The following is a 12534-nucleotide window of genomic DNA, read 5'->3' on the forward strand; positions in this document are numbered from 1 at the left end:
GGCTTGTCATATGACAAACCGCCCTTCTTCTGGTTCTTCTTCAAAATAATCTTTATAATCCACTTCTATGGAATGGCGCATGCGCTTCATGCTGTAATACAGGTGTTCCTTGAGCGATTCCTCCAGCTTCTTTTCATTTCCTTCTGAAATCAGCCGGAACAGTTCCTCATGTTCCCCAATGATGCGCGTAAAATCAGTCTCAGTGATGAAATCCAGCATACGGAACCTTGTATAGTGAAGCTGCTGTGCCTGAAGCATTTCCCAAAGCTTCTGGCGCCTTACAGCGCCAAACCATATGGAATGCATCTGGGCGTCCATGTGGTAAAACTGCTCCGGCTCAAACCCGGCCTCCTCAATCAGCGCCCGCTGCTGTGCAATTGCATGGCGGATATCTTCCATCACCATGGGCGTGCGGTTCTGCATGAAATCCCGCAGCACCATGGTTTCAACCGCAACACGCATGTAAATCATCTGCTTGATGTTATCCAGGCTCAGAAGCGTCACATAGGTTCCCCGGTAGGGGACGGTCTCTGCGAATCCCTGTTCCTGCAAAAGCCTGAGGGCGTCCCGCACAGGAGTCCTGGACACGCCGAAGCGGTCGCATATTTCATTTTCACTTATCATCTGTCCCGGCTTCAGACGCAGGTCCAGAATCTCCCGCTTCAGGGTCTCAAATACCAGCTCGCCGCGGTTCTTGAAATTCATCTCTCCCATGGTTTAACCCCCATACCGCCAGGCAGCCGCCTGAATACTGTTAAGGCTGCCTGACATTCAGCTGCTTCGATTTATTTTGGCTGCTTGCCGATGTAGGCAAGGATGCCGCCGTCCACGTACAGTACAAGGCCGTTCACAAAATTAGATGCCTCGGATGCCAGGAATACGGCCGGCCCGCCCAGATCCTCTGCCTCGCCCCAGCGTCCGGCCGGTGTCTTGGCAATGATGAACTGGTCAAAGGGATGCCTGGAGCCATCCGGCTGGACCTCGCGCAGAGGCGCTGTCTGTGGTGTGGCAATATAGCCAGGCCCGATGCCGTTGCACTGGATGTTGTATTCGCCGTACTCAGACGCAATGTTCTTGGTCAGCATCTTAAGGCCGCCCTTGGCTGCCGCATATGCGGAAACAGTCTCGCGTCCCAGTTCGCTCATCATGGAGCAGATGTTGATGATCTTGCCGTGGCCCTTCTTAATCATGCTGGGGATGACTGCCTTGGACACGATGAACGGCGCATTCAGGTCCACGTCAATTACCTGTCTGAACTCAGCGGCAGACATGTCGCACATGGGAATCCTCTTGATGATTCCTGCATTGTTGACCAGGATGTCAATCACGCCGACTTCCTTCTCAATGGTGGCAACCATCCCGTTCACGGCATCCTCATCCGTCACGTCGCATACATATCCGTGGGCTTTAATCCCCTCTTCCTTGTAAGCCGCAAGGCCCTTGTCAACCAGCTCCTGCTTAATGTCATTGAATACAATGGTTGCCCCTGCGCCTGCCATGGCCTTTGCAATGGCAAAACCGATCCCATAAGACGCGCCTGTAATCAGCGCAACCTTGTCGTTCAGTGAAAAGTTCTGTAAATAATCTGTCATATCCTTATCCTCCTTCATTGGCAGGCATCCCTGCCATCGTCATGTGTTATCCGGCTGCTGTATTATTTCATCTGGTTCGGCATCATGGTGTCCATGTCGTCAAACTCCATGTTCTCTCCGCCCATGGCCCAGATAAATGTATAGTTGGATGTACCGGCACCGCTGTGGATACTCCAGGACGGGCTGATGACAGCTTCCTCGTTCTTCATGATGATATGCCTTGTCTCTGTTGGCTCTCCCATCATATGGAACACAACGTTGTCACCCGGAACCTCAAAATACATGTAAATCTCCATGCGGCGCTCATGTGTGTGGGCCGGCATGGTATTCCATACACTGCCTTCCTCCAATACGGTCATACCCATGGACAGCTGGCAGGTCTGAAGCACATCCGGATGGATGAACTGGTTAATCACGCGCTTATTCGCTGTCTCAGAAGCGCCGCACGGTCTCTTGGCAGCCTTCTCGATGGGGATGTAGGTGGTGGTGAAGGATGTATGGGCAGGCGCGCTTACCATATAGAACTTAGCTGGATTGGCAGCGTCAACGCTTGAAAAATACACTTCCCTGGTGCCCTTTGTGATATACAGGCAGTCCTTATAGCCCATGTTGAATTCCTGTCCGTCAGCCACGATCTTTCCTGCCCCGCCAATGTTGAAGATACCGATCTCACGGCGTTCCAGGAAGTAGTGGGTGCCAAAATTCTTCCAGCAGTCGATTCCCTTGTCAATGGAAACAGTCTCTGTCACAGGCATGCATCCCAATGTCACCATACGGTCCACATGTGAATACACGGCAACCACCTCATCTGCCACGTACAGGTTCTGGATCAGGAACTCATCCCTTAATTCCTCAGTGGTGTAGCGCTTCACATCTTTCTGATTTGCAGAATAACGAATATCCATTACTTAAATCCTCCTTTAACTTCGTGATTGTATTCCAATCATCGTACTTGTATACAACTTTTAATATCTGTATACAGATTAGCACAGACCTTATGTGTTTTCAATTGGCAATATACACAAATTTGGAATGGAATTCTATACATGTTAACAAGAGCTGATTGCATTGTCCTTTTGTTTGTTATATACTCATAAAGAAACTTGCTCAAAAGACCTGAACAAGAAGAACAACAGGAAGAACAGATAAGGAACAACATTAAGAACAACAAGGATAACAATTAAGGAGAACCATCATGAGAAAGAATATCCTGGTCGGCCAGTCCGGCGGTCCCACCGCTGTCATCAACGCCAGTTTATACGGAGTAATCACAGAAGGCGGCAGCCACCCTGAACAGATAGGCGCGGTTTACGGCATGGTAAACGGCATTGAGGGTTTCCTCTCCGGCCACTGCATGAACCTGTCGGAAAGCCTTAACAGTGAAGACCTGCTCCTATTAAAGCAGACCCCCGCCGCTTACTTAGGCTCCTGCCGTTACAAGCTCCCGAACAACATGGACGCGCCTGTCTACGGGCTTCTGTTTGAAAAGTTCGCATCACTGGACATCGGCGCCTGCTTCTACATCGGGGGCAATGACTCCATGGACACGGTGGACAAGCTGTCCCGGTGCGCGCGCCTGCGCCATGAAACCATATCCTTTATCGGGGTCCCCAAAACCATTGACAACGACCTTCCGGTCACGGACCACACCCCCGGCTACGGAAGCGCTGCCAAGTACGTGGCCTCCACGGTCCGGGAAATCTGCCTGGACGCCTCCGTGTACCAGCAGCCCGCCGTCACCATCGTGGAACTGATGGGCCGCCACGCCGGATGGGTCACCGCTGCCAGCGTCCTGGCAAGAAGGCATGTGGGGGACAACCCGCTGCTCATCTACATGCCCGAAGTCCCGTTCTCCATGGAACGCTTTTTTGATGATGTAAAAAAAGCCCTGGACCGGCAGCCCAATGTAGTAATCTGCGTGTCCGAAGGCATACGTGATAAAAGCGGCAAATTCATATGTGAATATTCCAATGAAGCACAGCTTGATACATTTGGCCATAAAATGCTCACAGGCAGTGCAAAAATCCTGGAAAGCTACGTTCGCAACCGTTTCCAGGTCAAGGTCCGTTCCGTGGAACTGAACGTGAACCAGAGGTGCAGCAGCCTCTTAGCCTCTGCCGCCGATGTGGAGGAGGCCGTCCTCTCAGGCCGCACCGCCGTGAAACAGTCCCTTAACGGTGCAACCGGGTGCATGGTATCCTGCTCCCGCGCAGACGGCCCTGGCTACCGCCTGGAATTCGGCCTTACGGATGTGGGCAATGTGTGCAACAAGGAAAAGGGCTTCCCGGTGGAATGGATAACCCCGTGCGGCACCGACATCAGCCCTGCGTTCCATGAATACGCCCTTCCCCTGATTGCCGGAGAACCGGAGCGGATCATGGAAAACGGCCTTCCCCGGTATATCAGCAGGGCCGGGGCCTGTTAAGCCTCCGGTCACACCCCTGCGTTAGCTGCGAATCCCCCGTCAACCGGGAGGATTACCCCGGTTATGAAACCGGCCGCCTCATTATTTAAAAGGAACATCAGCGCCCCGTTCAGCTCCCCGGGCTTACCAAAACGGCCCATGGGAGTGGCGGCCAGCACCTTGGCCGTCCTGGCTGCCGGAGTGCCGTCCTCCTCATACAGCAGCCCCTCATTCTGCTTTGTCACAAAGAAACCTGGGGCAATGGCATTGACACGGATTCCCGCCCTGGCAAAATGCACTGCCAGCCACTGCGTGAAGTTGCTGAGCGCAGCCACGGCGCCGCTGTATACCGGAATCCTGGTCAGGGGCCGCAGCGCGCTGGCCGAGGAAATATTTAATATATTGCATCCTTCCCTGCCCACCATATCCTTTGCAAATACCTGGCAGGTAAGGAACGCGCCTAAAAAGTTCAAATCCAGCACCTTCTGCACGCCCCTGTATTCCAGATCAAAAAAGGTAGCCACATCCGCCTCAATATCCCCCATCTCAAAATACTCCTTGGATGTATTGGCACATGCCTGGTTGCCCCCGGCGCCATTAATGAGGATATCGCACGGTCCAAGCTCGGCCAGCACCCTGGCATGGACGCTTTCCAGCCTGTCCTTGTCCATCACGTCCACTTCATAGGCAGCCGCATTGCCTCCCAGGGCCTGTATCTCCCTGGCCGTCCGCTCCGCCGCCTCCAGGTTGATATCCAGCAGCGCCACCGATGCCCCTGCCTGCGCAAGGGTCCGGGCAAACATACCGCACAGGATGCCTCCTGCTCCCGTCACCACAGCCATGCGTCCTGACAGATCCAATCCAAACTCCATATCCATATACCTCCTTACATCCATTGCTTAGCATGCTTTATCATTCCTCAGCATACATTACCATTCTTCACCATGCGTTACCATTCCTCACCATATATTTCCATTCCTCACCATGCGTTTCCATTCCTCACCATGCGTTTCCATTCCTCACCATACGTTTCCATTCCTCACCATACGTTTCCATTCCTAAGCATGCATTACCATTCCTCACCATGCGTTTGCCACATCAAAAAACCTGCATAATAAGGAAAAAGGACCAGCCCATCTTCCCACTGATCCTTTCCCATCGCTTTATGAAACATATCTTTCATGAAATCATTTTACAAAATCCAATCCGCAGAACCGCCCACAACCGTCCACGGATTACCGGCTCATCTTCTCCACTGCCTCAAACAGTCCGTTCAGATAAGTTGCGCCCAGTGCCCTGTCGTACAGGCCATATCCTGCGCGTCCTGTCTCGCCCCAGATCATACGTCCGTGGTCAGGTCTTACATAACCGTCAAATCCATTGTCCACCAGGGCCTTCACGATGCCGAACATATCCAGGGAACCGCAGGAGGACAGATGTGCCCTCTCCTCAAATCCATTGTCCAGCACAGCCACGTTCCTGATGTGGGCAAAGTGGATCCTGCCCATGGCGGCGTACTTCCCGGCCATCCTTACCACGTCGTTCTTGGCAGAGCAGCCCAGGGAACCGGTGCACAGCGTGATGCCGTTGTGCTTGTCGTCCACCAGCTTTAAGAAACGGTCCAGGTTCTCCTCGCAGGTAATGATTCTTGGCAGGCCGAAAATGCTCCAACATGGATCGTCCTCATGAATCGCCATATTCACATCGCACTCAGCTGCAACCGGAATCACGCGCTCCAGGAAATACTTTACATTATCCCACAGCATATCCTCGGTCAGGTTGTGGTATTCCTCCACAACAGCCTTAAGTCCATCCCTTGTGTAGCTGGAATCCCAGCCCGGAAGGGTCAGGTCGCTGTCGCTGTTTAACGGATTCACTGCATCTACCTGCTCCTGATAATATACCAGGGAAGTGGAACCATCGCCCAGCTCATGGTCTAACTGGGTCCTTGTCCAGTCAAATACCGGCATGAAATTATAGCATACGCACTTGATGCCTGCTTCAGCCACACGGCGGATGTTCTCACAGTAGTTCTCAATATATTTGTCCCTGGACGGCTTACCCAGCTTGATATCCTCATGGACCGGGATGCTCTCAATCACATCAAAGCCAAGGCCTGCTTCCTCAACCTGCTTTTTTAACTTAGCAATGCTCTCGCGGCTCCATACCTCGCCTACGGGCACATCATACACAGCAGTTACAATTGACTGCATGCCCGGAATCTGGCGGATGTTCTCCAGGGTTACCTTGTCATCTTCTCCGTACCATCTGAATGATAATTTCATGTGTAAACTCCTCCTTAAGAATTGTTGTTGGTATCTGTCCCTTAACTTAGTTTTATTATAACAGATTCAGGATTTTCGTCCATAGTGATACTTGTTGTGCATATTGCAAATGTTGTTGTTTCATGCTAAGATTGGGTAAAATAAATCAGGTCCGCACGAAAACCGGCCGGAAAGGAGACTCCCCGTGAAAAAACAGATATCCTCGGATTTCAACACCAGGCAATACATGCAGCCCGTTGATTTTGAGCTGTTCTATTACAATGATGCCACGCTTAAATCCGTGGCCGCCCATGTCCATGATTACTATGAGTTCTACTTCTTTCTGGAAGGTGACGTGGAATATCACATGGGGGATAAAAGCTATCAGCTGGAATACGGCGACTGTCTCCTGATTCCTCCGGGCGTCCCGCATTTTCCCGAATTCCTCTCCCATGACAAGCCCTACCGGCGCTTTGTCTTCTGGCTGGGAAATGATTATTACCGCAAACTGCGCCAGGCAGATGAGGAACTGGCTTACGGCTTTGATTATGCCGAAAGCCATCAGGTCTACCGCTTCCACACAGATACCATCACTACCCAGGAGATTCAGGGAAAACTGACCGACCTGATTGAGGAATCCGGCAGCGGGCGGGCCTTCCACCGTCTGGCATCCGAACTCATGGCCGTATCATTCCTGGTCTATATCAACCGCCTGCTCTATGACAGCCTGCATCAGAAGTCCGCGGTCTACGAAAATGTCCTGTACCTCAATATCTGTGACTATATAAACCAGCACCTGGAAGGAGATTTAAGCCTGGACAGCCTCTCCGCCTTTTTCTATGTGAGCAAATACCATATCTCCCACATATTCAAGGATAACATGGGCATCCCCCTTCACCAGTACATCCTTAAAAAGCGCCTGCATGCCAGTAAAAATGCAATCCTGTCCGACCAGCCAATCAGCCATGTGTACCACCAGTACGGCTTCAAGGACTATACCAGCTTTTTCCGGGCCTTTAAAAAGGAATACGGGGTTTCCCCAAAAGAATACAGGGAGCAGCACCGTCTGCCTGCACAGCAGGACTATACCATTTAGGAGAATATAAAACCAGGAGAATATCAAATCATGCAGCACAGAACCCCTATTTCCTTTGACAGCTACACATCCTGCAGCCTTTGTCCCAGGGCATGTAAGGCCGACCGTACCAGGGCCGGCCATTCCATGGCTGAAGATACCAAGGCTGACCCTACCATGGCTGAAGATACCAGGGCCGCGGGCTTCTGCGGCTGCACCCATGAGCTGAAGGCTGCCCGCGCCGCCCTCCATCACTGGGAGGAGCCTTGCATCAGCGGGCCGGAAAATGGCCCCGGCGGCAGCGGGACCGTGTTCTTCTCAGGCTGTACCCTGCGCTGCTGTTTCTGCCAGAACTGGGAGCTGAGCAGCCAAAACTTTGGGAAAGAGCTGTCCACCAGACAGCTGGCCCGCATCTTCCTGGATCTGCAGGCCAAGGGCGCCCATAACATCAATCTGGTGACACCGACCCAGTACCTGCCCCATATCACGGCGGCCCTGGACCTTGTCCGCCCTGAGCTTGCCATTCCCATTGTCTACAACAGCGGCGGCTATGAGACCATTGAAACCATCAAGGCCCTGGAAGGTTATGTGGATATCTGGCTTCCTGATTTCAAATATTATGATAACCGTCTGGCCCTCAGATATTCCCGCGCCGGTGATTACTTTGAACGGGCCTCCCTGGCCATCCTTCAGATGATACGCCAGACAGGCGCCCCTGTGTGGCAGGAATCAGACCCGTCCCTCATGCAAAAAGGCGTCATCATCCGCCACATGGTCCTTCCCGGCCATAAGGATGATTCCATTGCACTTCTGCACTGGATAAAAGAGAACCTGCCCCAGGACCAGTACCTGATCAGCCTCTTGAGCCAGTACACGCCCTATCACCGCAGCAGCAGCTATCCCGGCCTGAACCGCCGCATAACCACCTACGAATACAACCGCGTGGTGGACGCCGCACTGGAGCTTGGTCTCACCCATGGTTTCATGCAGCAAAAGAGCAGTGCAAAGGAGGAATACACGCCCCCCTTTGACCTGGAAGGCCTGTAAAACCCACAAAAAAAGCGCCCCTTCATCCGAAACGCCCAACATTCCCTCTTATCCTTATCATCAAGGCTTCCTACACAACATAGAAGACGGATATCGAATCTTTGACTAACCACGTTCTCGATTACGATATCCGTCTTCTGACTATTTCGTCCATTGGACCAAGCCTCACTTTTCTGAAACAATTGTTTCTTTTTACTTCTATATTAAGTTGTTACACCTCTCTACTATTGCTACTACGCTCCTGTTACTTCATCTTACCAGTATGTCTGATTCATTTTCCTTACTTCTTGCTTACTATACTATCCGGTATCAATCTATTTCGTTCTAATGATACTTTCTCGTCATATCACTAAACCGATACACGATTTTTATTGATACTCTTGAGATAGCTAATTGAAAATGCTATCAACCACTTAATAATAAATGTTTCTACTTAACAGCTTGTTTCTTTAAATTATCTCTTTAAATACTGCAATTGCTTTTTAACTCTTCAATTTGTTGACTTGCTTCTATAATATTAAATACTTTTCTTTTGTGAACTTACCCATTCACTTGGAACTTCTTTAATCTATTGAAACTTTGTTACTCTTTGAATCGTTTACCAACCGATTGGATTCTTTTGTTTCTTTAAATCAATTACTTAAATTACTTTACTGTTTGAGCGTTTTGCTTTTAGTAGATTGGTTTCTCCTGGTCTCATATATAATAAATTTCTTTGATTATATATGAAACTAAAATTCAGTCTTTGGTGGTCCGTACCTCCTTTGCTTGGATTTAAGTTACTTGTGAACTGATTGTCTACAGTTCCTTGAATTCTTTTTGTTCTCTGTTCTTTTGTTGTCTTTATTATAGTAAATGGCCTGTCATTTGTCAATGCTTTTTTCGTTTTTTTATAATCTTTTTAGTTTATTTATATTTATAGCCAATTAATTACAATTGTTCCTATTTTTATACAATTGATGATGCATGAATCTTATTAATTGTTTATATTTTCCGATAATTATGTGAAATTTAAGCAAATTTACGCCAGTTCCGGCATGTCCAGCCATATTTATTCCTTTATGGAAAATAACTTATCACGCCCCTGATACTCACTTTTTATGATTCCGAACATATCTTCAGGACTTTCTTTGCAGCCGCCCTGCAGCCATAATTTGATGATCCTTGTTATCCCACTTTTAAAAAATTCCATATGATAAACAATAAAACGGTTTTGGAAATGCTGTCCTGCAAGGTTCATATCATAAGTGATGATCTTGTAGTTATCGTCATACCCCAGTTTGAAGTAGGTCTTATAGAATATCTGGTTGTCCTTTATGTGACGGAACAGTTTAAGATAATCGTTGCTGTTAAATCCCTGTGTGATTTCATCCCGGTATAAGTTGGATAAATCAGCTTCCAGTTTGTCCCGTATTGAATCGGCCAATCCATATATATCCGTATAATTTGCATAAAAAGTCGTGCGGTTTAATTTGGCCTGTTTACAGATATCCGATATGCTGATTTCAGCTAATTCCCTGGTTTGGAGCATGTCAAGAAAAACCCGTTCAATCCGTTCAATGGACTCTTTCTTTCGTTTATTATTGGGTGTATTCATAAAAATCTCCTTTATCCCAACATTTGTTGGGAAATTGATGATTGTTTTAGGTTATCAGGAACATTATACTATATTCAGATTAAAGCAACAACTGTTGGTTTAATAAATATAACATTCAGGAGGTCTTTTACATGAAAAAAAGTAGTTTTGTTGCAATGATGTCAGGAACTGTGAGCGGTGTGCTTTTTGCCCTTGGTATGTGTATGGCTCTTATCCCGGAATGGGCGGCCTTCCGGCCCGGACTTGTGTGCGGCTGCGCTGGTCTGCTGATGGCCCTGATTACACTGCTTGTATGGAGGAAAATGGAGCATAAGAAGCCCATCCGGCTTTCCGGAAAAATAATTTTTACAATGATTGCCGTGATTGCCGGTACGCTGGCTTTGGGCATGGGGATGTGCCTGACCATGGTATGGGGCAGGATGATTGCCGGAACCGCAACCGGTCTTGTGGGAATCCTCATCCTGATCTGCCTGATTCCATTGACAAAAGGCATAAAAGAATGAGACCGTTCCATCTGCCGCCTCCGCCATATCCCAAACCGGAACTGGCAGGAAATTCATACGCAGTCAGCGTGTGGGGTATTTTTGTTAAAGAAAGGAATATGAATGATGGCAAAATCAAACCTTGTAAAGGCAAATGAAAAAATAGCCAAAGCTGTCACAGGGAGTTTTCATAAAATCGAACGCAGTGTAATAGACGGATACACAAAAATTGAAGACAGGTTTGTAGACGCCTATCTTACGAAAGACGGCGAAACCGTTTCCGGGGCCAAAGAAAGGTTACGGCAGAAACAGGCGCAGCGCCAGAAGGATAAATAGGCAGACATTCATTCCCAGACCAAGGAAACGCGCCGCCCCGCCTCCTTCACCTGTCTCCCCGCCCGTCTCCGGAAAAGTCAAGACCACCGGGGAGGGCAAGCACACTTGAAGCGCTAGGAAAGCCACACGGGGGCTTTCCTGCCTTGATTACTGATAAGCAAACCAGGAAGAGGGTGTCAGGGACCGCGTACCGCTTATACTATCCTTGACATCCTCTCCCTATTTTGCTGCCTGCACCTTTATCCAATAAGGCATAGTTTCCTAATTTATATTTTTTTCAATATATTCCGATATAAAAGTCCTCGATGATTGGGCGATTTCCTGATATACAAACTTATACAAATTATGTGGAAAGTCAAATACTTCGTATTGTGAAACTTTTATATGATTTAAATATTGTAAAGAACATTCAATCCAATTCTCTTTTTTGAGTGTCGTACCTTCTCCGTTCGATAAAAAGAATAACATTGGAACCTGCAGATATGGATCATCCCTTTCCACTAGACCAATCGCATTTCTCAAGTTTTCAGCTTCACTAATCCAATTTTGGTTGGCCAGATTACGGAATGCCAAAATTTCAATTTCATTCTTTTCCATATTGGAAATATCCTGTTCTCCCATTAATTGTTCCACTAAGGCACTAGCGGTTGCTTTTCGGCAGAGTGCATCCACTGACATCCCTTTCAGTTTTTTTGTAGCCTCTTCTACATTAAACTCCCTGTAACAATCTGGCGTTGCAGGGTCAATGCCAAGGATACCAGCGATTTCAAAAGGGTACTGCTGTCCCCAGCGGAGAGCCTCTAAAAATCCCATACTATGTGCTGCCAACACAACAGGTGAATTTATTCCTAATTTTTGTAATACGCTTCTATATTCATGAATAACGCTGTCAATATCCCGATTGTTTTCAGCCAGGTCACTGCGTCCATAACCCAACTTTTCAATTCCAATTACTTGATAGGTTTCGGATAATGATTTTGCCAGAGTTTTGTATTCCAAGCTCGGGAAAGGTACTCCCGACCCAGACAAAAGCACCAGGGTAATAGAGCCTTGACCATAACAATATACAAAATTTTTATAGCCGTTCACTTCCACAAATTTTTCCATATACATCTCCTCCCAAATTTTGTCATGCACGCCTTATTATCCAAAGGCGCATATCTCACTTCGGGCCAACTTGGCCTGAAGCTGTTTTCCATACCCGTATTCTACCATTCCCCAGAAAATCTGTCCATCTTGTTACCGCTTCCTGCCCCTCTGGTTTACCGGATTTCTCGCCAGTTCGGACTTTTGCGATACGGGTTAGCCACTGTTTTTCTTTCTCCGTCAATCTTTCTCCATCAAACGGCTTTATTTTAGCTTTGCCTGCCTGCGGAAAAGCATTATCAGCTTTTCCGCCCGGCTCCCCCTGAAGTCCGCCACTTCCTCCATATCGCATTTCAATTCCTTGGTGGCGGAGTTCTCCGGCCGCTGGTGCTGTCCTTTGTGGGTTTCTTTCAAGTCCTCCATGATACCCGTCTATATCGTCATGTACCCGACGGATTGCAGCACAGGAGTTTCTTTTATCTGAAAATATTCCCTCCCCCTGCAGAGCAGGTGTTTTTTTGTGACATAAACAAAGCAGAGGTTTACGCAGCCTCCGGCCACCTACCTCTGCCTCTAACCTCTAACACCTAACCTCTAACACCTAACCTCTAATACCTAACCTCTAATACCTAACCCTTCATCCCGACCTCT

The 12534-nt window shown here is 48.4% G+C and carries 13 protein-coding genes; 5 read left to right on the top strand and 8 right to left on the bottom strand.

Annotation, left to right across the window (positions count from 1 at the left end; translation table 11 throughout):
- Positions 1 to 6 precede the first annotated feature (6 nt).
- The 3 genes from MCJ35_RS16275 to kduI form a co-directional block, all read right to left on the bottom strand.
- A complete protein-coding gene (locus MCJ35_RS16275) occupies positions 7 to 714 on the bottom strand; it encodes a GntR family transcriptional regulator (RefSeq protein ID WP_008718242.1) in 708 nt (235 codons plus the stop codon).
- A gap of 71 nt (positions 715 to 785) precedes the next feature.
- Positions 786 to 1592: a gluconate 5-dehydrogenase gene (locus tag MCJ35_RS16280; protein ID WP_025486392.1), complete on the bottom strand. Its 807-nt coding sequence runs from the start codon at positions 1590 to 1592 to the stop codon at positions 786 to 788.
- Between the two features lie 62 nt (positions 1593 to 1654).
- On the bottom strand, positions 1655 to 2497 hold the full coding sequence (gene kduI / locus MCJ35_RS16285) for a 5-dehydro-4-deoxy-D-glucuronate isomerase (RefSeq protein ID WP_008718245.1): 843 nt from the start codon (positions 2495 to 2497) through the stop codon (positions 1655 to 1657).
- A gap of 290 nt (positions 2498 to 2787) precedes the next feature.
- Here kduI and MCJ35_RS16290 point away from each other — a divergent pair, with 290 nt between their 5' ends.
- Positions 2788 to 4017 carry a 6-phosphofructokinase gene (locus MCJ35_RS16290; RefSeq protein ID WP_008718246.1) on the top strand — a complete coding sequence of 410 codons (1230 nt, stop codon included), beginning with the start codon at positions 2788 to 2790 and terminating at the stop codon, positions 4015 to 4017.
- Positions 4018 to 4025: 8 nt separating this feature from the next.
- Here MCJ35_RS16290 and MCJ35_RS16295 read toward each other — a convergent pair whose 3' ends face one another.
- Together MCJ35_RS16295 and MCJ35_RS16300 are read right to left on the bottom strand one after the other, a co-directional pair.
- Positions 4026 to 4868 carry an SDR family oxidoreductase gene (locus tag MCJ35_RS16295; RefSeq protein WP_120056908.1) on the bottom strand — a complete coding sequence of 281 codons (843 nt, stop codon included), beginning with the start codon at positions 4866 to 4868 and terminating at the stop codon, positions 4026 to 4028.
- A 363-nt stretch (positions 4869 to 5231) separates the two neighbouring features.
- The gene (locus MCJ35_RS16300; protein ID WP_008718250.1) at positions 5232 to 6281 is read right to left on the bottom strand and encodes a mannonate dehydratase; all 1050 of its coding nucleotides are present in this window, start codon (positions 6279 to 6281) and stop codon (positions 5232 to 5234) included.
- A 184-nt stretch (positions 6282 to 6465) separates the two neighbouring features.
- Between MCJ35_RS16300 and MCJ35_RS16305 the strand changes: the two genes are divergently transcribed.
- Together MCJ35_RS16305 and MCJ35_RS16310 are read left to right on the top strand one after the other, a co-directional pair.
- Positions 6466 to 7356, top strand: a complete 891-nt coding sequence (locus MCJ35_RS16305; protein WP_025486391.1) for a helix-turn-helix domain-containing protein — start codon at positions 6466 to 6468, stop codon at positions 7354 to 7356.
- Positions 7357 to 7386: 30 nt separating this feature from the next.
- Positions 7387 to 8382 (top strand): radical SAM protein, encoded by a 996-nt coding sequence (locus MCJ35_RS16310; protein ID WP_025486390.1) that lies wholly within the window; start codon positions 7387 to 7389, stop codon positions 8380 to 8382.
- A gap of 1051 nt (positions 8383 to 9433) precedes the next feature.
- On the opposite strand, the gene MCJ35_RS16315 is transcribed toward MCJ35_RS16310, so the two are convergent.
- On the bottom strand, positions 9434 to 9979 hold the full coding sequence (locus tag MCJ35_RS16315; protein WP_025486389.1) for a TetR/AcrR family transcriptional regulator: 546 nt from the start codon (positions 9977 to 9979) through the stop codon (positions 9434 to 9436).
- Positions 9980 to 10110: 131 nt separating this feature from the next.
- Between MCJ35_RS16315 and MCJ35_RS16320 the strand changes: the two genes are divergently transcribed.
- Positions 10111 to 10482 carry a hypothetical protein gene (locus tag MCJ35_RS16320; protein ID WP_025486388.1) on the top strand — a complete coding sequence of 124 codons (372 nt, stop codon included), beginning with the start codon at positions 10111 to 10113 and terminating at the stop codon, positions 10480 to 10482.
- Positions 10483 to 10584: 102 nt separating this feature from the next.
- Positions 10585 to 10797, top strand: coding sequence for a hypothetical protein (locus MCJ35_RS16325; RefSeq protein ID WP_488473301.1), 213 nt, complete (start codon positions 10585 to 10587; stop codon positions 10795 to 10797).
- 261 nt (positions 10798 to 11058) lie between these two features.
- Here MCJ35_RS16325 and MCJ35_RS16330 read toward each other — a convergent pair whose 3' ends face one another.
- The gene (locus MCJ35_RS16330) at positions 11059 to 11904 is read right to left on the bottom strand and encodes an alpha/beta fold hydrolase (protein ID WP_025486386.1); all 846 of its coding nucleotides are present in this window, start codon (positions 11902 to 11904) and stop codon (positions 11059 to 11061) included.
- Positions 11905 to 12147: 243 nt separating this feature from the next.
- The gene (locus MCJ35_RS16335) at positions 12148 to 12306 is read right to left on the bottom strand and encodes a hypothetical protein (RefSeq protein ID WP_155858485.1); all 159 of its coding nucleotides are present in this window, start codon (positions 12304 to 12306) and stop codon (positions 12148 to 12150) included.
- Positions 12307 to 12534 lie beyond the last annotated feature (228 nt).

It is taken from the genome of Enterocloster sp. OA13 (assembly GCF_022440595.1).
Lineage (GTDB): Bacteria > Bacillota > Clostridia > Lachnospirales > Lachnospiraceae > Enterocloster > Enterocloster hominis.

Bases quoted from the DNA above. Each gene is read 5' to 3' on its own strand.
- MCJ35_RS16300 (WP_008718250.1), bottom strand. From the start codon at position 6,281: ATGAAATTATCATTCAGATGGTACGGAGAAGATGACAAGGTAACCCTG.
- MCJ35_RS16295 (WP_120056908.1), bottom strand. From the start codon at position 4,868: ATGGAGTTTGGATTGGATCTGTCAGGACGCATGGCTGTGGTGACGGGA.
- MCJ35_RS16310 (WP_025486390.1), top strand. From the start codon at position 7,387: ATGCAGCACAGAACCCCTATTTCCTTTGACAGCTACACATCCTGCAGC.
- MCJ35_RS16330 (WP_025486386.1), bottom strand. From the start codon at position 11,904: ATGGAAAAATTTGTGGAAGTGAACGGCTATAAAAATTTTGTATATTGT.
- MCJ35_RS16275 (WP_008718242.1), bottom strand. From the start codon at position 714: ATGGGAGAGATGAATTTCAAGAACCGCGGCGAGCTGGTATTTGAGACC.
- kduI (WP_008718245.1), bottom strand. From the start codon at position 2,497: ATGGATATTCGTTATTCTGCAAATCAGAAAGATGTGAAGCGCTACACC.
- MCJ35_RS16290 (WP_008718246.1), top strand. From the start codon at position 2,788: ATGAGAAAGAATATCCTGGTCGGCCAGTCCGGCGGTCCCACCGCTGTC.
- MCJ35_RS16320 (WP_025486388.1), top strand. From the start codon at position 10,111: ATGAAAAAAAGTAGTTTTGTTGCAATGATGTCAGGAACTGTGAGCGGT.
- MCJ35_RS16335 (WP_155858485.1), bottom strand. From the start codon at position 12,306: ATGGAGGACTTGAAAGAAACCCACAAAGGACAGCACCAGCGGCCGGAG.
- MCJ35_RS16325 (WP_488473301.1), top strand. From the start codon at position 10,585: ATGATGGCAAAATCAAACCTTGTAAAGGCAAATGAAAAAATAGCCAAA.
- MCJ35_RS16315 (WP_025486389.1), bottom strand. From the start codon at position 9,979: ATGAATACACCCAATAATAAACGAAAGAAAGAGTCCATTGAACGGATT.
- MCJ35_RS16280 (WP_025486392.1), bottom strand. From the start codon at position 1,592: ATGACAGATTATTTACAGAACTTTTCACTGAACGACAAGGTTGCGCTG.